We start from the raw sequence: 21,507 nt of genomic DNA on the forward strand, positions 1-21,507 counted from the left end.
GGGATTCACTATTATGGAATTAAAGTTAGAAAGAATTTATACAAAGCCTGCCGATTTAGATGGCTACCGAATCCTTGTTGACCGTATTTGGCCCCGTGGGATCTCAAAGGAAAAAGCCCACCTTGATCGCTGGATGAAAGAAGTTGCCCCAAGCAGCGATTTACGAAAATGGTATGGCCACGATGTCGCTCGTTTCCCAGAATTTAAGGAACGCTACCTGAACGAAATTGCAAGCGCACCCTCTTACTACAATACCCTTCGTGCAATTGTTCAGGAAGAATTAAAATCACAAAACGTCATTCTTCTTTATGGTGCTAAGGACGAAGAACATAACCAGGCTGTGATTCTTGCAGATAAGCTCGCGGCTGATTTAGGAGTTAAGGTCCACCCAATTAAAAAAAGCGAAAATTAACATAATCTCCTTAATGCTCTAAAGATAAACGCTAAAAAATGGATTTTTAGCGTTTAGATATCCTTTTTAAGCAACAATAACCCCCGAAAATCAATTTTCGGGGGTTATTGTTTTAAATCCTAGTGATAATTATGCTAAAAATTCAATTTTTGGCCTTAACAGTAACTTATTTTAATAACTTCAACCCTTGCTGCAAAACTGCATCATCTACAAAAGTTGTCAAAAACCGTTGAAGTGGCGTTTCACTATGGCGATCCTTAAATGCCATCGGCTCAGCGTCAATAATAACGGCCATCAGATTATTTTCCGTTAACATCAATTGCCCTGGTCGTTGATATTTCCCCTTTGTATGTTTCCCGGTCCGCCAAATATGGATCTTGGTGTTCCCTTGCTGATCTACTTTAAGTTGATACTGACCATTATCATCTGTTTCGACCGGAATACATGTAAACCGTTGAACTTCATACTTTCCTTTTTTACTCACTATTCTCTTCCTCCAGCTCCGTTAACCTACCCCATATTCTACACTCCTCTAGTCCCACTCACAATTAACAAAAAGTGCTAAGCTAAAGGTAGTTTATATTCAGGAGGTTACCATTATGGCAGACAAAGCAATTACCGCTGAACAAATGCGGCACTATGATTCGTACACGATTAACACAATCGGCATTCCATCACTAGTATTAATGGAACGGGCAGCATTGGCGGTTCGCGATGAGGTATTAAATGCATTTCCGTTGAATTTACAAAATGTTGTTGTGGTGGCCGGAAGTGGCAATAACGGCGGAGATGGGCTAGATGTCGCCCGTCTCCTCCATATTGCCGGTGTAAAAGTCACTATTCTAAACGTTGGTAATCCAGACCACGCTTCCGAAGAACACCAAGTTCAAGATCGGATTTGTCAGTACTATAAAATTCCGCAAACTTCAGATCTCGATGTCCTTAAAGACGCATCATTGATTGTCGATGCCCTTTTTGGTATCGGCATTGATCGTCCTGTTGAAGGCAACTATGCTGCGGCAATTGAGGCTATTAATAACAGTGACGCCGTGGTGGTTGCCGTTGATATGCCATCAGGTATTAATACCGATACTGGAGAAGTAATGGGCGTTGCCGTTAATGTAACGGCAACCGTTACCTTTGCAATAAATAAGGTTGGCTTGACCAAGGGTACTGGTAAAGAACACGCTGGTCGGGTAGTTGTTGCTAGTGATATGGGGACATATCCGATTAACGATTAATAATATTCATTTTTACTGTAATTGTATAAAATTTCATCGAATAAGCTTGATTTTAGATGCATTTTCCCAGATAATTAATGAAATAGTTCTCATAGTTAATATGATTCTATTGCATTTGGATTATCTAAAATGGAGGGAACATTATGAGTAAAATTTTTGCTTTTAGTATCCGAAAAGATGAAGAACCATACTTAAAGGAATGGGCAGCTGCTCATCCTGCAGTTGAAGTAGACTACACTGACAAGTTACTAACTCCTGAAACTGCTAGTTTAGCAAAGGGTGCTGATGGTGTCGTTGTATACCAACAATTAGATTACACTCCTGAAACGCTTCAAGCATTGGCAGACTTAGGGATCACTAAGATGTCTTTGCGGAACGTTGGGGTTGATAACATTGATATGGATAAGGCTAAGGAACTTGGCTTTGAAATTACCAATGTTCCAGTCTACTCACCAAACGCAATCGCAGAACATGCCGCAATCCAAACTGCACGTGTTCTTCGTCAAGACAAGGTCTTAGACGAAAAGATCGCTAAGGGTGACCTTCGCTGGGCACCAACTATTGGTCGTGAAGTTCGTGACCAAACTGTTGGGGTTATCGGAACTGGTCACATTGGCCAAGTTTACATGCAAATCATGGAAGGCTTCGGCGCAAAGGTTATTGCTTACGATGCCTTCAAGAATCCTGAACTTGAAAAGAAGGGTTACTACGTAGACTCACTTGATGATCTTTATAAGCAAGCTGATGTTGTCTCCCTTCACGTTCCTGCATTGAAGGATACTATTAACATGATTAACGATGACACTATCGCTAAGATGAAGGATGACGCAGTTCTTGTTAACGTATCACGTGGTGCATTAGTAGATACTGATGCTGTTGTTCGGGCATTGGACAGTGGCAAGCTCTTTGGTTTCGTTATGGATACTTACGAAGACGAAGTTGGGATCTTCAACGAAGACTGGCAAGGTAAAGACTTCCCAGATGCACGTTTGAAGGACTTAATTGACCGTCCTAATGTATTGGTAACTCCACATACTGCCTTCTACACTACTCACGCAGTTCGCAACATGGTAGTTAAGGCATTTGATAATAACCTCGCATTAGTTGAAGGCAACACTCCAGAAACACCAGTTGAAGTAAAGTAAACCTTAAATAAAAATTATCAATTATAGATAAAGGGGCCAGGAAAAACATTTTGTTTTTCCTGGCCCCTAATTATTTACCGCAAATACTTTGTTGGCTCAGCAACAAAATCTGCAATCTTAACATCAACTGTATCCTTAGTAGCAGCATTTTTCAGTTGGAACTGCCCTTCATCAACCTCACGTTCACCAAAGACCGCAAAGTACTTTGCATTACGACGGAAAGCTTCCTTAATTTGCTTACCAACCTTAACGCCACTGTAATCTTTATCAGCAACAACGTCCTTATCACGAATTTGGTTTAGAATCTTAAAGGCAAGGTTATCACCATCTTCATTTGCACTAGCAAAGAAGACATCTAATTGATCTTGAGGAGCAAATTCTAGATTTTCTTCTTGAAGAAGGAGCATCAATCGTTCTACTCCCATTCCGAAGCCAATTCCTCCTTCTTCAGGGCCACCAAGCTGGCTAATAAGACCGTTGTAACGACCTCCCGCACAAACAGTCGTGTAGCCACCACCAAATACTGGTGAATCTGACATAATTTCAAAGATCGTGTGGTTATAGTAATCCAAGCCACGAACCATATTGGTATCAATTTCGTAGTCAATTCCAAGTTCTTTCAATAAGGATTGAACCTGATCAAAGTAATTCTGTGACTTCTCGTCCAAGTAATCCAGAATAGACGGTGCTTGGGCAACGATCTTTTGGTCTCCAGCATCCTTACTATCCAAAACACGAAGGGGGTTCCGGTACATCCGTTCTTGAGAATCAGAGCTCAATTCATCATAGTGTGGCTTGAGGAAGTTGATTAATGCTTCACGATAATCTTCGCGAACTTGCTTATCACCTAAAGTATTGATTGTTAACTTTACATTGGGAACACCGAACCGCTTGAACAACTGCATTGCCATTGCAATTACCTCAACGTCAATTTGTGGTGATTCGTTATTTAATGCTTCAACACCAATTTGATGGAATTCCCGTTGCCGTCCAGATTGTGGTCGTTCATAACGAAACATTGGTCCCATGTAATAAACCTTGTATGGTTTTGGATATTCAGGACCATACAGCTTATTTTCAACGTATGCCCGAACAACCCCAGCAGTTCCCTCTGGACGCAAGGCGATGTGTCGATCACCCTTATCATGGAAATCGTACATTTCCTTTTCAACGATGTCCGAAGTATCACCAACATTTCGTGAAAAGACGTTGTAATCTTCAAACATCGGTGTCCGGATACCGCGATAACCAAATTGATCAAATACTTCACGCGCAACTTCTTCAACCTTTTCCCAAAGATTAGTCGTTCCTGGTAGTAAATCTGCGGTTCCTTTTGGTTTTTGGTATTCCATACTGGTACTCCCTTCAAAATAAAGCGCCCTCCTAAGACAAAGTGCCTTAGAGGGCGACTAATAAATTAAATCGTCTCTCTATAATTAATCGTTAATCTTAATTATCCATGTGTGATTTTACCATAGCTAGCAGACTTTTTGTACCTTTACCGTGCCTGCTGCTGGTGAATGTGAAATAATTTTATTCCTACAAACATCAAGGTAACAATCATCAGCATGAAAACCGAGAAAAATAGTTCTTGATAATTACCGTGTTCGATTACATATCCGCCATAAAGCGGCCCAATTGCTCGCCCAACTGAAATAACAATATTATACAGGCCCTGATAATGACCAGCATTAGCGGTCCCAGTCAATTGAGTAATCCACGCTGGTAATCCTGCAAAGCTCAATGTTTCCCCAATTGTCAAAATCACAAAGTCAACTACAAATTCGACCAAGTTATGGGCAAAGATTAAGAAGAAAAATGAACTAGCAAAGATTAAAATCCCTAGCACAATCTGAGTTGAAAGCCGCATATAGGGACTCAACTTGTTAACTAATGGTTGACCAATAATAATAATGATTCCGTTTAGCGTCCACAGTAAACTATATGCATAAAACGGAATTCCCATATTAGTCATGTGAACTGCCATAACGCTTTCCCAAAGCGAATAACTAATATGAATTGTCATTACATTGACCAAAATTAAGAACACTAGGGCAATAAATGTTGAATGACCCTTAGTTTGCCGATCTGGTTTTGAACGTTGCTGTCCGCTGCTCTTAACCTCAATATTAAATGTAAAAAGTACCATTAAGGTTAATCCTAAATAGAATGCTGAGGCAACACTAAAGACCAGTACGACACTAATCGGTAATAAGATCCCCACAAGAAGGGTCCCCAACACTACTCCCACGTTAAATGCCATGTAAATATAGTTGAATACAAAACGTGCTGGGTGATTGGCGACTGCTGTCCCGTAAGAATTAACGATCGTCATATTAATTCCATCGCCAAAACTATTAATAACCATTAATACTGCATACCATGGCCAACCGTGAATGAAAACCAGGAGAATAATTGGAACAGTCGAACAAGTTACCCCTAGCAAAGCTGTTCGATAGGAACTCCAATGATCAAATAACCATCCCCCAATGTAATTACCGGCCATCATTGCAATTGATATCAGGAGCATCACTACTCCTGCAGTCGTTAACGTTTGTCCTAAATATTTATTAACATACATCGTTGTTAACGGCCAGATAAAGGCAGCACCAGTATTGTTCAGCAACCTTGCTAGTGCCACCCACTTTAATTGAACCGTTTTTTCTTTCTTCATTCGATCTTTTTCTAATCCCACAACTTTTTATTGAACTCCTCAAAAAGAAAGAGATCGAGATACAATCTCAATCCCAATACTAGATCTCCATAATTAGTGTTCAGCTACCATGCTTTCCTGTGGTACCCGGATTAAAGTATAACTGGATGCAACATGATTTGCTCGTAAACTAAGACCATTTAGCGGTGTATTACGGTAGTGTCCCGTCATCACCGCGGCAAATGCATGTCCTGATTCATTATCAATTTTCTGCAGTTTTTTCTTATTCCATGGCAAGCTCGTTGCTTCGACAGGAATAAGCCGTGTTCCATCACTAATTGAACTAAACCGAGAACTAACCATATACTTAGAATCATCAGCCCAGTAGGTGTACGACACGATCGGCCGCTTTCCCGATGCACTATGCTTGGCAAGAACATAGTAGTAATCGTTCCCTTGATCATGCAATTGTAATGGCTGGTACTTTGTAGATAGTTGTACCTGTTGGTGATCATTGTAGTTAACTGGTTGAATAAAGCGAAGGTATCCTAAGCTTCCTAACCATAAAACAGCCACCAAACTCATTACTACATACTGGGTAAACAGCTTACCGTCAAATCGTTTCTTTGTTTTAGCGATTAACATTAACTGTTTTACCCGAATATAATGGATTACAAAACCTAAAAATCCAATCCCAAGGATCCACATTAACCAGCCTAGCCAGTTCCAACTCATAATTTTAATTCTCCATTTCTTCTCAATAGACTTAACTTATATTGATTATCACACAAAATCATACCATTGTCCGCCCACATCACCAAAACTTAAATATTTATTCCATTTCATTCTCGTAAATTATGATAAACTTAATTTTGGCATCGAATCAAAGAATGTTTTACAATAGGACTGTTAATCTTATATTAGCTTTGCTAAATAGCACTAAGGGGGAAATTTATTTCATGGATAATTTGAACGAAATTGCCCAGGAATTGATCAAATTTGAACGCGAGCACGATATGAACGATAATCAAGTTGCTTTTGGTAGTCACTTATCTGTTGAACGGATTCACGATATCAAATCTGGTAACAGTAACGCAACTGATGAAGAAGCCGAATTAATTGAACGGTTCATGCAAAGCAACAATACCAGTAACGATTAATTTAGTATTACAAGGCCCCTAGCATTCAAGAGAACTGAATGTTAGGGGCCTCTTATGTATAAAGAACTCTAATTTATTCATTAGTACATTAGAGCAGTGAACTAATTATTCCCTAAATTTTACCGGTAGCGTCACTGACTCAACCTTTTTCCGCGGGTTAGCAATTCGTTCAAATAACGTTGAAATCAAATTTTCGGCAAGGGCATGGATCGGCTGAACCACAGTCGGCAACTGTGGAGCAACTTGGCAAATCAGTTGCGATCCATCATACCCAGTGACAAAAAAGTCATGGTTAACCTGATAGCCCCTTTGCCGATACTGTGAAATGATCCTTAGCGCTTGAACATCATTCGACGCAATCACCCCATCAAATTGGTCAGCAAAGTCTGTCTGATCAATTTCTTCTTTAGTTAAAGTTATAAAATTGTGTCCCTGATCATTCAAGTAGTCAATTACTCCCTGCAACCGATTTAGTGTTGGTGAAACGGATGTATCTTCATCGACAATTACCGCCAACCGATCCACCCGATGTTGAATCATAAACTGAGCGGCTAATCTGCCACCACGATAACTATCAGCTGCAACAATCGGAATATTATCAGAAAGGTAACGGTCAAAGGAAACGATTGGCGCAGTTAGTTGCTGATATTCCTCAATTCCCAGGTTATGGGAACCTGAAATAATTCCGTCTACCTGATTAGCAAAAAGCATACTCAAGTACTCGTGTTCAATTTCGCGATTTTCAGCTGAAGAAGCAATAATCGTCTTGTACCCTTTTAAAAAAAGCTGATGTTCCAATTCATTAACTAATTCAGCAAAGAACGGGTTCGTAAGGTTAGGGAAAATCAAGCCAATGAACTTTGACGGTTTTCCTTGCATCGCCCGTGCAAGAGCATTCGGCTGATAGTTTAACTGATTCATTGCTTGATGGACTTTCTTAATGGTCTTTTCGCTTAAAGAACCATAATTGTTAATTACTCGTGACACAGTTGTTACGGAAACACCAGCTAATTTAGCAACATCTTGTAGTTTAGCTACCATACTTCTTCCCCAATCTTTCTCAAACTGCTTTTCATTATATCCTAATATCAAGTTCTGGGATTAAATAAAATAATTTTAACTAAACAACTAGCAATATAATGTTTATTAATAGGGATTATTTAGAAATATATTTTTCAATTGATAAGAATAAGTGATCGTTGTTTTTATAATAACGATAAATGTTAAAATTGCTTGCTCTTTTATCATATTAATGATATTTTTTACTTAGTTTGAAATCTTAATAACTTCTTAAAAAATTTACTTTTTATTACCTTTTAATTATTGTTCGATTAGTTAATAAAGTTCCAAGAAGTTTTTCTAGGGGGGAGTCAGAATAATGAATCGATCAGAACTAACAAATTCGACAACGCATTATAAAATGTATAAAAGCGGTCGAAAGTGGATGTTCGCTGGTTTAACTGCAGTCACCTTGCTAACAGCATCTGGTGCTGTAGCTCATGCCGATGAAACACAACAAACTAGCAATAATACCACTGAAGTCACTGCTAACACTAATTCTAATAGTAACAATACTGACAGTAGTGCTGCTGATACTGTTGCTAGTCAAAGCGCCAACACCAGCAATAATAGTGAGGTCGTTTCTGCAACTGTTGCGGCATCAAACGTCAAGGTAACTAGTGCTGCAGTTAGTGCTGCCAGTGCTGCCACTTCCACCGTTGCTTCAGCTTCTTCTGCGAGCTCTGCACCAGCAACTGCTACGAGTTCTGCCGTTGCTCCACAATCGGCAACTGCTTCTGCTAACACAACAGCAGCCTATGCAGCTCAAGCTCCTGCATCTTCAGTCAATTTAAATTCACTTCACTTTAGCAACAACGCCCGTTCACAGCAGTTCATCCAAAGTGTTGCTCAAGGGGCAATTGATGGTTGGAACCAATACCGTGTTCTCCCATCCATTACCGTTGCTCAAGCAATTCTTGAAAGTGGCTGGGGACAATCAAGTTTGTCGACTAGTGCCCATAACCTTTTTGGGATTAAGGGCTCTTACAATGGTCACTCAGTGGTAATGCGGACCCGAGAAGTCTATGGTGGCCGTTCAGTTTACGTTAATGCTAATTTCCGAGCATACGCTAACAATTCTGAATCAGTAACCGATCATGGCCGGTTCCTAAATGTTAATAGTCGTTACCGAAACTTGCTCGGTGATACTAATTACGTTTCAGTTGCTAACAAGCTTCGTCAAGATGGTTACGCAACCGACCCGAGCTATGCAAGCTCACTGATTAACCTTGTTCGGACATATAACTTGACCCAACTTGATTCAGTTGCTTTCTCGGGTAAGGTTGTTACTAACAAGAACAATAATGGTGATAACAGTAGTTACAATAGTGGTAGCTCAAGCGTAAGTAATACTGGTTACTACACAGTTCAATCCGGTGATACCCTTTCTGGAATTGCTAACCGCTTCAGCACCACTGTTAATCACCTTGCTTCACTAAACGATATCAGCAATCCAAACCGAATTTATGTTGGTCAACGACTCCTTGTTCGGCAACAAGCCAGTTCACAGACTAATACCAGTAACGCTAACACTTCAAGTAATACTACTAACACCAGTTCTAGTGCTACAGGTACATATACCGTTCAGTCTGGCGATACCCTTTCTGGAATTGCTAACAAATTTGGTACCAATTATGAATCTTTGGCAAGTCTGAATAACATTTCTAACCCGAACCGGATTTATGTTGGTCAGGTATTGAAATTAAGTGCTAATTCAAATACAGCTAGTTCCGTTCATCAAACAACCACTAACGTTACCCCAGCAGGTAGCTACAGTGTCAAGGCTGGTGACTCACTTTCTGCAATCGCTGCCCGGTACGGAATGAGCTACGAAACCCTAGCTCGCTTGAATAACATCTCTAATCCAATCCGGATTTACGTTGGTCAAGTATTAAGATTGGGTTCTGGTTCTACTTCTACTTCTACTGTTTCAAATGCTGTTAACCACTCCACTGCTTCGGCTGCTGGATCCTATACCGTTAAGAGTGGTGATTCACTTTCTGCAATCGCTGCCCGATACGGAATGAGCTACGAAACTCTAGCTCGCTTAAACAACATTTCTGATCCAAACCGGATTTACGTTGGTCAAACTCTTAACCTTGGTACTTCAGGTTACACAAGCTATCGTTATGCAGCAAGTTCATCAAGCAACGGTGGTTCCTACACAATCCAAGCTGGTGATACTCTTTCCGCAATCGCTGCCCGGTACGGAATGAGTTACGAAACTTTGGCTCGCTTAAACAACATTTCCGATCCAAACCGAATTGTTGCGGGTCAACGAATCGTTCTCTAATCAAATAATTAAATCATTAAAATAATGCGCTTAAGCATGATAAAAGAATCATACTTAGGCGCATTTGTTATATAATAGAGTTATATGTTATTGATATGTTTTGGCCTGCGTTTAGATAGTGAGAAGGGTGATTACATGATTAGTCAAACGGGGAGAGCCTTTGCTGATATAGAGGAGATTAGCCAATTATTTAAGTTACTTGGTAATCCGAAACGACTACAATTACTATATCTCTTAATTCAAGATTCAATGAGCGTTACAGAAATTAGTCAACGGATGAAGTGGGAACAATCAGGGGTATCCCACCAACTGCAGCTACTTCGTAAGTTTAATTTAGTTGAACAGAGACGCGACGGAAAAACAATTATCTACCGCCTTGAAGATCCACAAGTAATGACATTAATTGCAGATGTACTTTCACATGCAGAGCAAATAATTCATCGGTAATCTTTTAAAATGGGAGAATAAACGGACACCAATGGTTCGCTAAACTGAACTTTTGGTGTCCGTTTATTCTCCTTGTAGGTTACCTAGTGTCTCATCCCCATAGAGACTAAGTAAATTTTAACGCGATCTGATCTTTAGCCATAATGTCCCGAATCACAACTTCCTTTCCATCATGAAAGTCGCTATCAGTTAACCGGAAGCTTGGGTGACTATGTGCGTAAAACTTAAAGTAATATGTTGGTGTCGTTGTTAAATCTTCCACTTTAAGTACACCAGTGGAACCGTCAGAACAATTAAATTCTTGAGTTACGTTCTTTTTGTCTTGAATATAAACCGTCGTCATTCTTAACACCTCCATTATTCATTATATCGCCATTTTCGGATAACCTAAAAATAATTTTTAGGTTCTATCATAAAAATAGTCATTTTTAGCAAAGTAGTATATTAAACACCAGAAAAGGAGCATGCTGACCATTAGCGATGACTAGTCAGTTATGCTCCTTATTCAATATTATTTATTTCTGATCTTTAATCTGCTGCAAGCGCATCAATCGGGTTTAAGTTAGTTGCCCGCCGTGCTGGTAATAATGCAGCTAAGAACGATATTACTAACGCTACCACAAAGGCAAAAGCAATATTACCAAAAGTAATTTGAATAATATTATATTTAATCAAGTGGTACAGGCCATGATTAATTGCTAATGTAACAACAAGAACAATAATCAATGCTAAGATTGCCGAGAAAAAGCCAATAAATAATGATTCAGACGTAAACAACCGTCGAATATCTTTCTTTCGTTCACCCAGTGCTCTTAAGATTCCAATTTCCTTGGTTCGCTCTGAAACCGACATATACATCGTTACAATAATCATCAAGGCAGAAACAAGTAATGAAATTCCGGCAATCGCAGCTAATAACGTCGAGGCTAATTTAACGTACGTATTAACAGTCTTTAAAATTGAGCCAACTGTTACTGCACCTAAAATTCGTTTATTCTGACCGTTACGTAAATTATTAACCCGATCAGCAACAGTCTGTACCTGATTCAGATCCTTAACATTGACAGATAGAAAATTAGGCTGGACACTACCATTAGCTTCCCGAATCATCTTGGTTAGCGTTGCTGAATTAATCGAAGTCCGCACGCTAGTACCGTTAGAAATTCCTGATACCTTGACATTTCCCTCTGCTTGAACAGGCTTTCCTGAACCATCAACCCAGTTAAAACTAAGCTTAACCGTTTTTCCAATTAATTGTCGATAATTCTTAGCACTACTTAATTGAATTGCCTGTTGCTTAGTAAGGACAACTTCACCATTACCTGGCTTGTGGCCCTTAGTGATTCCCCTAGTAGTAGTTGAACTAGTCCAACTATCCATTGAAGTGCCGTTCTGTTGAAGATCCTTGTATGATAACCGATAGCTTGGTATCGTATACCCTTTTTCAACAGAAGAGACCCCGGCAATCTTCTTCACCCGATTAATCTCACTCTGTTTAATAAACATTGATTGAGGATCAGCCATCATATTCTGGGTCGACATCTGTAACTGATCCTGTGTCATCTTCTTGCCAGTCGTGTTTTTTAGAATCGTTACACTTCGCGGATTAGCTAGTGAGTTAATTTGATCTTGGATATAACCATTTACCCCATTGCCTAAACCACTAAACAGGAGAACCGCAAATATCCCAATCGCAGTGCCTAGCATTATTAGTGAATTTCGCCAAAAATTATACATCAAATGCTTAAACGCAGTCCGGTAGCTTGCCATTGCTGGAAGAACTCGCGATTGAAGATGCTCTGGATCATCTGGAATCGGGTATGCCGGTCTAAGCCTTTCATCCCCATCAATTTTCCCGTCTGCAAGATGGACAATTCGAGTACCATGATCCGCTACTTCTTGTGAGTGAGTAACAGCAATTACTAGTTTGCCGTCTTTTGCAATATCATCCAGAAGGTTCAATACTTCTTTCGTATTCTCAGAATCCAGGGCTCCTGTCGATTCATCAGCAATGATTAACTGCGGATCACTAGCTAGTGCCCGTGCGATCGCTACCCGTTGCTTTTGACCACCGGATAAATGGTTGGGATGTTTATTTACTTGATCTGCCAATCCAACCCGCTCAAGCAGTTCCAATGCCCGCTTTCGTCGAGCAGTTTTATCTAATGTCGTCATATCAAGAGCAATCAAGACGTTATCAAGGACTGTTAAATGAGAAATCAAGTTGTATGACTGGTAAATATAACCAACAGTTGAGCGCCGATAGTTGTCTAGCTGTTTCTCCTTACCGTGATCAATCGTCTTCCCATCAACGATTACTTTTCCTTCAAAATCACGGTCTAAGCCCCCAATAATATTCATTAAAGTGGACTTTCCACCACCGGATTCTCCAAGAATCGAAACAAATTCACCACGTTCAAAAGAAAGGTTAATCCCTTTGAGAACAGGAAATTTCTGTTTATCTAGGTAATATGCTTTGCGGATATCCTTTAACTCAAGAAAGGACATAGTCTCCTCCTTAACTGTTCTATCTAAACACTTATTAATATAAAGATTATATCAAGGTTACCGCTCTTATAAAATTACCTCAGATAATTCTAAACTAAATCTTATTATCATTTCCCGGGAAATTATTGGTGAACTTTTTCGCATTTTAGTTTGCCATCTTCCAATTGATAAACCTTATCGGCAAATTGACGTAACCGAAGATCATGAGTTACTACGATTACTGCCTTGTTTCGTTTGGCAGCTAATTCTTTTAACAGTTTTCCAACCATTTCCACCCGATCACTATCAAGAGCAGATGTTGGTTCATCAGCTAAAATAATTTGTGGTTCAGTATAAAGTGCTCGAGCAATTGCGACTCGTTGATTTTGCCCACCAGAAAGCTCTGCCGGATACTGTTTTAAGAGCTTCTCAATTCCAAGTTCGTCTAATAATTCATGGAATTCTTTTTGATCCATATTGCCATCTTCCTTTACTTGCTGAACCAGCTTAAATTGATCGGCAATGTTTAGGTATGGTAACAAGTTATACGATTGAAGGACAAAGCCAATTTTATTTAACCGAAATTGATCTCGTTCCTTACTGGGCATGCTCAAGAAATCTTGACCATCAACGATTACTTTCCCGCTATCCGGTGTTTGAAGACCACCCGCAATTGTAAGAAATGTACTTTTTCCAGAACCCGAAGGACCAAGGACCAAACATAGTTCACCGAGATTGGCGGTAAAATTAACATCCTTTAATACCTGGACTTTGCCGATACCCTTACCGAAGGACTTATTTACATTCTCTAACTTGATAGCTGTTTCCATAATTCTCCCCTCCTTAATTAAGTGCCTCAACCGGATCAATCTTTAAAATTAGTCGTACCGGCAGCAACGCTCCTAATATTCCTAAAATAATCATCACAGAAGACAATCCTAAAATTAAGGGCCAGTTCATCAAAATTGGTACTGAGGTTGGTAACATCAGTGAAATCAGTTCAGTTAAAATAATTCCTCCAATATCGCCAACAAGGACCAAGATTATTGCCTGAGCTAGCGTTGAACTGATCAGGTGCTTTGCAGGAACCCCTTGAGCTCTAAGCACAGCGAAATGGGCCATTTTCTGCATCGTTAAGATATAGAGGAAAACGGCAATGATAATCAATGAAATTACCATTAAAAATGAAATCATAAAGATAAAAGTTGTATTCTGAGCTCGGTAGCCTGGCAACTTATCAATAAATTCTTTTACTGTATAGTGAGCTAACTGAGGTTCATTACTAGCTGCTTGCTTTTGATTGCTAAAAATACCACTAGCAACAATTGAACTATTTGCTCCCTTTAATTTCCGCCATGTTCCCAAGCTGCCGTAAGCAATTGGTGCAATATTTAGCTTTGCGTTCTTCGCAAAACCAACAACTTCGTATTTTTGCGAAAGTGAATTTAAGGTGACCTTTCCTCCTAAGCGGTATCCCTTATCTTTCATGCTCTCATCCAATACAATCTGGTGATCATTCTTTGCCCGGTGTCCACTAACTAGTTCTAACTGGTCTTGATAAATAAATTGATCGCGATCTAAGCCAACAAACTGGATATTTTCCTTATGGCGGTCCGTTTTAGCGCTTGTTTCGATGACTACCGGAGTTGCCCCGACAAGCGCATCATTTTTAGAAAGGCCTTTAACTTGATCCTTTGTAATTAATGATTGACTAAGACTATCGTTACTATCCTTATTTAAAAATACTGTCTGAGTATCCCAGGACTTTATCGCTGCCGTATTCTCATTCGCTAGCCCCAGCATTAATCCCATTAAGATCAGCATTAAATAGCTAATCAGGATAAACATCGCCATTATTAGGCCATAACGAAATTTTTCATGTAAAATTTCCTTAATTGCTAAAAACATCTTAATCACGCTTTCTTTGTCAGAAGTCGAATTGCTTCATAACATCGTTCGATAATCTGCTTTTCCTTCTCTGGAGATTGGAGGCTCTCCTTGATTGCCTCATGACTTAATACCATCACTCCCCACTCTCGACTATCTTTTGGTTGCGGTGCCTTAGAGTGACTTGGCTTGACTAGGCTTTCATTTACTTGAAAATGAAGCCTCATCAAATCTTGATACGGACTGCCATTAACAGCATCTAAAAATTCTTTAATCTGCTTCCGGTACTCTTCCGCACTAAGTATTTGGTTACTGTTCGTGATCTTTTTATGAATTTCAACCATTGCTTGTTGGTAAAGATAAGTATATGCACCTTGCAAATCATCAAAGTACTTGTAAAACGCCCCACGAGCAATTCCAGCTTCTTTAACAATTCGTGCAACTTGTGCTTCAGAAACACTATGATTACTAAACTCCAGCAATAACGACTGAACGATCTTTTTCTTTTTATCTTCATTTAAATTTAAAAAAGTTGTACTTGGCATTTTAATTCCTCCATCGCTAAGTTGACATTGTGTCACTTTAGTTGAATTAACATTAACATTTTAGTGACACAGTGTCAACTTAAGAACAAAAAAAGAGAATCAGAAAAAGTTCTTCCTGATTCTCCTACTATAATTCGGTAGTTTTAAACTTAACTAAGACTAATTTCCAGCTTCTGTTTTATGCTTCTTCCCCAGCTAACTTAACAACAGCCTTAGAAACACCCTTAATTCGACCATTTACAAAGCCATCAACTTCTTTAAGGTCAAATTCGTGAGAAAGCAATGGTAAAACATCAACCTTACCTGAACCCATCAAAGCAATCGCATCTTCAAAGCAGTAAGGGTTAATGAAGGCCCCTTGAATGGTTAATTGCTTTTGGAATACTTCATAACTGTTAATGGAGAACTTATCATCTGGATTCCCAACACCAAACATCAATACTTGGCCACCACGAGCAGCTGCTTCAACCGCTTGTTCTTGTGTTTCTGGGCGACCAACGGCTTCAATAACAATGTCATAAGTATCGTTAGGAATCTTTTCACCCTTAGCGGTGTTAATAGTCTTCGCACCAAATTTGTCATGGTTTAACTTCAACTTGTCTTCGGAAAGACCACTTAAAGTAACTTCTTCTACTCCTTGAGCAAGTAAAGTCTGAACAAAAAGTTGTCCCATGAAGCCATCACCAATAACCAATACTTTTTGGTATGGGTGTAATTCAAGAAGGTCAACCCCGTGAACGGCACATGAAAGTGGTTCAGTAACCGCAGCAGCCTTTAATGAAAGACTGTCAGGAATTGGGTAAACAACCTTAGCTGGTGCAGTAAAGTAGTCTTCAAATCCACCATCACGAGTAACACCAACAGCATCTAAGTGTTCACAAAGTTCTGGACGGGATGTCCGGCAGTACTTACATTCGCCACAGTAAATGTTAGGGTCAACAGAAACCCGGTCCCCGACCTTAACATTCTTAACTTCTGAGCCAACCTTAGCAACTACACCAGAGTTTTCGTGTCCTAATACGATTGGCGGAACAGCGTCTGCTGAACCTGGTAAGCCAGCGTAGAGTGCGTGATCGGTTCCACAAATACCTGCATAAGCAGTGTGAACAAGCACTTCATCGGGCTTGATTTCAGGCATATCAACGTCTTTAACTTCTAAGTTCTTAACAGCAGTTAATACAAGAGCTTTCATTAATAATACCTCGCTTGTGAAATCTTTCTTTTAACTTATGCGTTTGATTATAATTGAATTTACGCTCTGATGTCAACCGGTTAACATAGATTTCTTCTACTATTTTTGTTATTTCATTTCTCGTTCCTTTTTTAGAAATAATTAACTAATTTTATGAATTTTAAATTTTATTTTCGCTTTTTGAAAGCGGTTTGATCCTCATTAGGTCAACCAAAATTTGCCTTTTGCTTTTCCTTATTTCATTAACAAAGCCCGTCAAATAGGCGATCTTCCATTGTAGTATATTATTTTTTATGTTATCCTAAAAAAGTAATCAATTTAAGTTAACCGATCTGTTCAATTTGTGTTAACAAAAAAAGATGAAAGGTGGATTTGGCGTGGACAACACAAAAAATCAACACCGTAAGCATCATTTAATTGAATATGCTAACGGTAAGTCTCTGGAAGAGATTAACGGAACTGTTAAGGTTCCACATGGTAAAGGTTTCTGGCGAACATTATTCGCTTACTCTGGCCCTGGTGCATTAGTTGCCGTGGGTTATATGGATCCTGGTAACTGGGCTACTTCAATTACCGGTGGTCAAAGTTTCCAGTACACCTTAATGACTACTATCTTGATTTCAAGTTTGATTGCGATGTTACTCCAATACATGGCAGCTAAACTCGGAATCGTGAGTCAAATGGACTTGGCCCAGGCAACACGGGCCCGTACCGGTAAAGCATTAGGTGTTATTCTCTGGATCATGACTGAGTTAGCCATCATGGCAACTGATATTGCTGAAGTTATTGGTGCCGCAATTGCCCTTAACTTGTTATTCCATATTCCGTTGATTCCATCAGTATTTATTACCGTTCTTGATGTTTTGGTATTGCTATTATTAACCAAGATTGGTTTCCGGAAGATCGAAGCAATTGTTGCCTGCCTAATTTTAGTTATTCTGTTCGTCTTTGCCTACCAAGTCGCATTGTCACACCCTAACTGGGGTGCTGCTTTTGCTGGCTTATTGCCTTCCACTAAGGCAATTGCTAAGTCACCAGAAATTGGTGGAATTACTCCATTAAGTGGTTCACTTGGTATCATTGGTGCGACTGTTATGCCTCACAACTTATACCTCCACTCAGCAATTTCTCAAACTCGGCAAATCGACCACAACGACTTGGATAGTATCCGCCAAACTGTTCGGTTCACTACTTGGGATTCTAACATTCAATTGTCATTAGCCTTTGTTGTTAATGCATTACTGTTAATCATGGGGGTTGCCGTATTTAAGACTGGTGCTGTTCAAGATAGTTCATTCTTCGGTCTTTACGATGCATTGAACAACACTTCGATGCTCAGTAATCCAATTTTAATTGCGGTTGCTAAGTCTGGTGTTCTTTCAACGCTATTTGCTGTTGCGTTATTAGCTTCTGGTCAAAACTCAACCATTACTGGTACCTTAACTGGTCAAGTAATCATGGAAGGGTTTGTTCACATGAAGATGCCACTTTGGGCTCGGCGGCTTGTTACACGGATCATCTCGGTTATCCCTGTTTTGATTTGTGTTGGGATGACTTCAGGCGAATCAACTATCCAACAACACACCGCGTTGAACCTTTTAATGGAAAACTCTCAGGTCTTCTTAGCATTTGCCTTACCATTCTCAATGTTGCCATTATTAATGATGACTAACAGTGATGTTGAAATGGGTGAATTTAAGAACCGTGGCTGGGTTAAGGTTTGTGGTTGGATCTCAGTTGTTGCATTAACCTTCTTGAACCTTTACAACCTTCCTTCAACATATGAAGGATTTGATATTTGGTCAAAGAGTACTTCAGATGTTCTAGCCTACATCACCATCATTATCATCCTTGTTCTCTTAGCTTGGACTTGTGTTGAACTATACCGTGGTGACAAACGCTTTGCCGCTGAAGGAAAAGGGTTCGGCCAAAAGGAAGAAAAGATGATTGATAGTAAGGACTAAAGAATCCTACTGAAGATTAAAACTTCCTTTATTATTCACTCACAAATTCTTCAAATTTTACCTATATATTAGGAAGCATAAGATAACTCCTATATCTTTTCCTCCCTAAATAAAAGCAAAGATTCAAAAATTAGGGACTGGGGTAATTCCCAGTCCCTAATTTTTTGCTTCTAAGTAGCACTAAGCCAGTCGATAATCCGGTAAAATGTTATAATATATCTTTGATAATATAAGTCTCATCCTTAACTTTGAGGTGAATTCATTGAATAATCAAAATAATAATGAACGTCCTACTCGCGTTCAGCTATATGATTCAAATAATAGTCGTCGTTCCCACCTTCATAAAGGCGGTAAAAAGCCAAAAATGCCCCACTTTAAGGGGAAAAATAAGCTTTTCAAAATCCTGCTGGCAATTCTGTTAGCAATTTTAGTGATCATGATTATTGTCTTTTTGATCAAGCAACAAAACCCTGTTAATACTGATAACAACGACACAACAGTCTCAACTAGCAGTAAGTCGTCGTCACACAAGAAGAAGCATCATAAAAAACACCAGTCTTCTAGTACCAGCGATGATAATCAGGATACTTATTCATTCTCTTACTCCACTAGTAACGGTGGCGGTTCACGGGGAACACAGCATTACTCAAATCAAGACCAACATCCCACAAATAATAATGGTGGAAACACTCCTTCTTCTCAACCTAGCACCCCACAGGCAAACCAAAACAATAATAACGGGAATGCTCACCAACCTAGCAATTCCGGTAATAGCCAAACTAATAGCGGAAATAACGGGGGTAGTACTGGTTCTACACCAGCAACAAATTCTGCTAGTCATTAAAAAAATTTAAAAAGGGGGTTGCGATCCGTTCTCCCAGTGATATAATCATAGGCAATTGAAGGATATGCACATTAGTTACCCTCTACTAGGGAGTCGGTGTCTAGGCTGGAAACACCGTTGAGGATCTAATTATTGTTGTACCACCTTTACTTATTGCTTGCCGAAATAAGGCGAGTCGGGTCGTGTCCGTTAATACACCTTAGAGAGGACAGTATTAATATGTCCTGAAGATGGGTGGAACCACGCTAATTATAAAAATAATTGACGTCCCTAACACTACTAAAGTAGTAGTGTTAGGGACGTTTTTTGTTTAACTAAAAAAAAGGGAGAGATTGTTTATGGCTCAAGTTGCTGTTATGTCACCAGATGGATCAGTTAAAAAAATTGATCGCGATTCAAAAGAAGGTTTACAAGCATTACGGAAGCTTTCTGCATTAATGTTGAAGGCTGCCTTAAAGCAAGAATTTAAGGGAATTCGTTTAGGAGAAGCAGTCGCTGACGAAGATGGCTTCCATGTTGATTCAGACAAGGATAACCAACAAGTTTCTGCTGACGAATTACCAGCACTTGAAGATGTTATCAAGGGAATGGCAAAGAATGACGCAAAAGTTGAATTTGTCGAAGTTTCCGTTGATGATGCTTTAGCAGAAGTTGAAGCAGACCGCTTCTCAAGTGAACTAATCAAGGAAAGCGCTAAGGATGGTAAGGTTGCAATGTATCAATTAGGTGACGTCAAAGCCGTTGCCGACGACGATATTCTCCTTTATGGTGATGTTGTCAAGAATCTTCGTCTTCTTTCCGTTGCCGGTGCTTACTGGAAGGGAATGTCATCAAACCCAATGCTTCAACGGATTTATGGTACTGTCTTCTACAAGAAGGATGCCTTAGAAGAAGATCTTAAGAAGCGTCAAGAAGCTAAGGAACGTGATCACCGGGTTATCGGTAACCAACTTGACCTCTTCTTCGTTGATCCAAAGGTTGGTGCCGGGTTACCATACTGGATGCCAAAGGGTGCCACTATTCGGCGGACAATCGAACGTTACATCATCGATCGTGAAGTAGCGGACGGTTACAAGCACGTTTACACTCCAGTATTAATGAACCTCGACGCTTACAAGACTTCTGGTCACTGGGAACACTACCGTGACGATATGTTCCCACCAATGGACATGGGTGACGGTGAAATGCTTGAATTGCGGCCAATGAACTGCCCAAGCCATATTCAAGTTTACAAGCACCACATTCGTTCATACCGTGATCTCCCATTGCGGATTGCTGAACTTGGAATGATGCACCGTTACGAAAAGTCTGGTGCCCTTTCTGGTCTTCAACGGGTTCGTGAAATGACCCTAAATGACGGTCATACTTTCGTTACCCTTGACCAAATCCGTTCTGAATTTGCTAAGATTCTTCGCTTAATCATGGATGTTTACAAGGACTTTGATATTACTGATTACAGTTTCCGTCTTTCTCTTCGTGATCCAAAGAATGTTAAGAAGTACTACGCTAACGATGAGATGTGGGAAAAGTCTCAATCAATGTTAAAGAAAGCCATGGATGACCTTAACCTTGATTACTACGAAGCTGAAGGTGAAGCTGCTTTCTACGGTCCAAAACTTGATATTCAAACTAAGACTGCCCTTGGAAACGATGAAACCATGTCAACAATCCAACTTGACTTTATGCTTCCAGAACGATTCGGTCTTACTTACGTTGGCCAAGATGGTAAGGAACATCAACCAGTTATGATCCACCGTGGTGTTGTTGGTACCATGGAACGGTTCATCGCTTACTTAACTGAAATTTACAAAGGTGCTTTCCCAACTTGGCTAGCTCCAGAACAAGTTCACATTATTCCAGTTAATGAAGATGCTCATGGCGAATATGCTGATGAACTTGCTAAGAAGATGAAGGCTGCTAATATCCGGGTTGTTGTTGATCACCGGAACGAAAAGATGGGTTACAAGATTCGTGAATCTCAAACTCAAAAGGTTCCTTACACTCTTGTTGTTGGTGACGATGAGAAGGCTAATAACGGTGTTTCTGTACGGAAGTATGGCGAAAAGGAACAAAACGAAATGAGTCAAGATGCATTTATGAACGAAATTCTCGATGATATTGCATCCTACTCCCGTGAAAATTAAAAACTAACTATCCTAGTAATAGAGGTCGAAAATC

The 21,507-nt window shown here is 39.7% G+C and carries 20 protein-coding genes; 9 read left to right on the plus strand and 11 right to left on the minus strand.

What is annotated here, in order from left to right; genetic code table 11:
- The first annotated feature begins 13 nt into the window (after nt 1-13).
- Nucleotides 14-412 (plus strand): DUF488 domain-containing protein, encoded by a 399-nt coding sequence (locus HUK45_RS02105; RefSeq protein ID WP_191910879.1) that lies wholly within the window; start codon nt 14-16, stop codon nt 410-412.
- 166 nt (nt 413-578) lie between these two features.
- Here HUK45_RS02105 and HUK45_RS02110 read toward each other — a convergent pair whose 3' ends face one another.
- Complete coding sequence (locus tag HUK45_RS02110; protein WP_191910880.1) at nt 579-896, minus strand: DUF7671 family protein; 318 nt, start codon at nt 894-896, stop codon at nt 579-581.
- A 115-nt stretch (nt 897-1,011) separates the two neighbouring features.
- On the opposite strand from HUK45_RS02110, the gene HUK45_RS02115 reads away from it, so the two are divergent.
- Complete coding sequence (locus HUK45_RS02115) at nt 1,012-1,653, plus strand: NAD(P)H-hydrate epimerase (RefSeq protein WP_191910881.1); 642 nt, start codon at nt 1,012-1,014, stop codon at nt 1,651-1,653.
- A gap of 143 nt (nt 1,654-1,796) precedes the next feature.
- On the plus strand, nt 1,797-2,798 hold the full coding sequence (locus HUK45_RS02120; protein WP_191910882.1) for a D-2-hydroxyacid dehydrogenase: 1,002 nt from the start codon (nt 1,797-1,799) through the stop codon (nt 2,796-2,798).
- Nucleotides 2,799-2,872: 74 nt separating this feature from the next.
- On the opposite strand, the gene hisS is transcribed toward HUK45_RS02120, so the two are convergent.
- From hisS to HUK45_RS02135, 3 genes are all read right to left on the minus strand, one after another.
- Nucleotides 2,873-4,150: a histidine--tRNA ligase gene (gene hisS, locus HUK45_RS02125; RefSeq protein WP_191910883.1), complete on the minus strand. Its 1,278-nt coding sequence runs from the start codon at nt 4,148-4,150 to the stop codon at nt 2,873-2,875.
- A gap of 146 nt (nt 4,151-4,296) precedes the next feature.
- Nucleotides 4,297-5,472 (minus strand): MDR family MFS transporter, encoded by a 1,176-nt coding sequence (locus tag HUK45_RS02130; RefSeq protein WP_191910884.1) that lies wholly within the window; start codon nt 5,470-5,472, stop codon nt 4,297-4,299.
- A 93-nt stretch (nt 5,473-5,565) separates the two neighbouring features.
- A complete protein-coding gene (locus tag HUK45_RS02135; protein WP_191910885.1) occupies nt 5,566-6,186 on the minus strand; it encodes an LVIS_2131 family protein in 621 nt (206 codons plus the stop codon).
- 224 nt (nt 6,187-6,410) lie between these two features.
- Here HUK45_RS02135 and HUK45_RS02140 point away from each other — a divergent pair, with 224 nt between their 5' ends.
- Nucleotides 6,411-6,611, plus strand: a complete 201-nt coding sequence (locus HUK45_RS02140) for an LBP_cg2779 family protein (protein ID WP_003716400.1) — start codon at nt 6,411-6,413, stop codon at nt 6,609-6,611.
- Between the two features lie 105 nt (nt 6,612-6,716).
- On the opposite strand, the gene HUK45_RS02145 is transcribed toward HUK45_RS02140, so the two are convergent.
- Nucleotides 6,717-7,652 (minus strand): LacI family DNA-binding transcriptional regulator, encoded by a 936-nt coding sequence (locus tag HUK45_RS02145; RefSeq protein ID WP_191910886.1) that lies wholly within the window; start codon nt 7,650-7,652, stop codon nt 6,717-6,719.
- 337 nt (nt 7,653-7,989) lie between these two features.
- Here HUK45_RS02145 and HUK45_RS02150 point away from each other — a divergent pair, with 337 nt between their 5' ends.
- Nucleotides 7,990-9,963 (plus strand): LysM peptidoglycan-binding domain-containing protein, encoded by a 1,974-nt coding sequence (locus HUK45_RS02150; RefSeq protein ID WP_191910887.1) that lies wholly within the window; start codon nt 7,990-7,992, stop codon nt 9,961-9,963.
- Nucleotides 9,964-10,098: 135 nt separating this feature from the next.
- Complete coding sequence (locus HUK45_RS02155; RefSeq protein ID WP_040530638.1) at nt 10,099-10,410, plus strand: ArsR/SmtB family transcription factor; 312 nt, start codon at nt 10,099-10,101, stop codon at nt 10,408-10,410.
- Between the two features lie 106 nt (nt 10,411-10,516).
- On the opposite strand, the gene HUK45_RS02160 is transcribed toward HUK45_RS02155, so the two are convergent.
- The 6 genes from HUK45_RS02160 to HUK45_RS02185 all read right to left on the minus strand — a co-directional run bounded on the left by HUK45_RS02160 (nt 10,517) and on the right by HUK45_RS02185 (nt 16,521).
- Nucleotides 10,517-10,753, minus strand: coding sequence for a hypothetical protein (locus HUK45_RS02160; RefSeq protein WP_191910888.1), 237 nt, complete (start codon nt 10,751-10,753; stop codon nt 10,517-10,519).
- 185 nt (nt 10,754-10,938) lie between these two features.
- Nucleotides 10,939-12,918 (minus strand): ABC transporter ATP-binding protein/permease, encoded by a 1,980-nt coding sequence (locus tag HUK45_RS02165; protein WP_191910889.1) that lies wholly within the window; start codon nt 12,916-12,918, stop codon nt 10,939-10,941.
- 122 nt (nt 12,919-13,040) lie between these two features.
- Nucleotides 13,041-13,727 carry an ABC transporter ATP-binding protein gene (locus HUK45_RS02170; RefSeq protein WP_191910890.1) on the minus strand — a complete coding sequence of 229 codons (687 nt, stop codon included), beginning with the start codon at nt 13,725-13,727 and terminating at the stop codon, nt 13,041-13,043.
- Nucleotides 13,728-13,740: 13 nt separating this feature from the next.
- Nucleotides 13,741-14,805: an ABC transporter permease gene (locus tag HUK45_RS02175; RefSeq protein ID WP_191910891.1), complete on the minus strand. Its 1,065-nt coding sequence runs from the start codon at nt 14,803-14,805 to the stop codon at nt 13,741-13,743.
- 5 nt (nt 14,806-14,810) lie between these two features.
- Nucleotides 14,811-15,329 carry a TetR/AcrR family transcriptional regulator gene (locus HUK45_RS02180; RefSeq protein WP_191910892.1) on the minus strand — a complete coding sequence of 173 codons (519 nt, stop codon included), beginning with the start codon at nt 15,327-15,329 and terminating at the stop codon, nt 14,811-14,813.
- Between the two features lie 178 nt (nt 15,330-15,507).
- The gene (locus HUK45_RS02185) at nt 15,508-16,521 is read right to left on the minus strand and encodes a zinc-dependent alcohol dehydrogenase family protein (RefSeq protein WP_191910893.1); all 1,014 of its coding nucleotides are present in this window, start codon (nt 16,519-16,521) and stop codon (nt 15,508-15,510) included.
- Nucleotides 16,522-16,880: 359 nt separating this feature from the next.
- Between HUK45_RS02185 and HUK45_RS02190 the strand changes: the two genes are divergently transcribed.
- The 3 genes from HUK45_RS02190 to thrS all read left to right on the plus strand — a co-directional run bounded on the left by HUK45_RS02190 (nt 16,881) and on the right by thrS (nt 21,473).
- Nucleotides 16,881-18,485 carry an Nramp family divalent metal transporter gene (locus tag HUK45_RS02190; protein WP_191910894.1) on the plus strand — a complete coding sequence of 535 codons (1,605 nt, stop codon included), beginning with the start codon at nt 16,881-16,883 and terminating at the stop codon, nt 18,483-18,485.
- Between the two features lie 262 nt (nt 18,486-18,747).
- Nucleotides 18,748-19,329, plus strand: coding sequence for a hypothetical protein (locus tag HUK45_RS02195; protein ID WP_191910895.1), 582 nt, complete (start codon nt 18,748-18,750; stop codon nt 19,327-19,329).
- A gap of 338 nt (nt 19,330-19,667) precedes the next feature.
- A complete protein-coding gene (gene thrS, locus HUK45_RS02200; protein ID WP_191910896.1) occupies nt 19,668-21,473 on the plus strand; it encodes a threonine--tRNA ligase in 1,806 nt (601 codons plus the stop codon).
- The last annotated feature ends 34 nt before the right edge of the window (nt 21,474-21,507 follow it).

Source organism: Limosilactobacillus urinaemulieris (assembly GCF_014838745.1).
GTDB lineage: Bacteria > Bacillota > Bacilli > Lactobacillales > Lactobacillaceae > Limosilactobacillus > Limosilactobacillus urinaemulieris.

Coding starts and splice junctions, on each gene's coding strand:
- HUK45_RS02105 (WP_191910879.1), top strand. CDS start 14: ATGGAATTAAAGTTAGAAAGAATTTATACAAAGCCTGCCGATTTAGAT.
- HUK45_RS02115 (WP_191910881.1), top strand. CDS start 1,012: ATGGCAGACAAAGCAATTACCGCTGAACAAATGCGGCACTATGATTCG.
- HUK45_RS02120 (WP_191910882.1), top strand. CDS start 1,797: ATGAGTAAAATTTTTGCTTTTAGTATCCGAAAAGATGAAGAACCATAC.
- hisS (WP_191910883.1), bottom strand. CDS start 4,150: ATGGAATACCAAAAACCAAAAGGAACCGCAGATTTACTACCAGGAACG.
- HUK45_RS02130 (WP_191910884.1), bottom strand. CDS start 5,472: ATGAAGAAAGAAAAAACGGTTCAATTAAAGTGGGTGGCACTAGCAAGG.
- HUK45_RS02135 (WP_191910885.1), bottom strand. CDS start 6,186: ATGAGTTGGAACTGGCTAGGCTGGTTAATGTGGATCCTTGGGATTGGA.
- HUK45_RS02140 (WP_003716400.1), top strand. CDS start 6,411: ATGGATAATTTGAACGAAATTGCCCAGGAATTGATCAAATTTGAACGC.
- HUK45_RS02145 (WP_191910886.1), bottom strand. CDS start 7,652: ATGGTAGCTAAACTACAAGATGTTGCTAAATTAGCTGGTGTTTCCGTA.
- HUK45_RS02150 (WP_191910887.1), top strand. CDS start 7,990: ATGAATCGATCAGAACTAACAAATTCGACAACGCATTATAAAATGTAT.
- HUK45_RS02155 (WP_040530638.1), top strand. CDS start 10,099: ATGATTAGTCAAACGGGGAGAGCCTTTGCTGATATAGAGGAGATTAGC.
- HUK45_RS02160 (WP_191910888.1), bottom strand. CDS start 10,753: ATGACGACGGTTTATATTCAAGACAAAAAGAACGTAACTCAAGAATTT.
- HUK45_RS02165 (WP_191910889.1), bottom strand. CDS start 12,918: ATGTCCTTTCTTGAGTTAAAGGATATCCGCAAAGCATATTACCTAGAT.
- HUK45_RS02170 (WP_191910890.1), bottom strand. CDS start 13,727: ATGGAAACAGCTATCAAGTTAGAGAATGTAAATAAGTCCTTCGGTAAG.
- HUK45_RS02175 (WP_191910891.1), bottom strand. CDS start 14,805: ATGTTTTTAGCAATTAAGGAAATTTTACATGAAAAATTTCGTTATGGC.
- HUK45_RS02180 (WP_191910892.1), bottom strand. CDS start 15,329: ATGCCAAGTACAACTTTTTTAAATTTAAATGAAGATAAAAAGAAAAAG.
- HUK45_RS02185 (WP_191910893.1), bottom strand. CDS start 16,521: ATGAAAGCTCTTGTATTAACTGCTGTTAAGAACTTAGAAGTTAAAGAC.
- HUK45_RS02190 (WP_191910894.1), top strand. CDS start 16,881: ATGAAAGGTGGATTTGGCGTGGACAACACAAAAAATCAACACCGTAAG.
- thrS (WP_191910896.1), top strand. CDS start 19,668: ATGGCTCAAGTTGCTGTTATGTCACCAGATGGATCAGTTAAAAAAATT.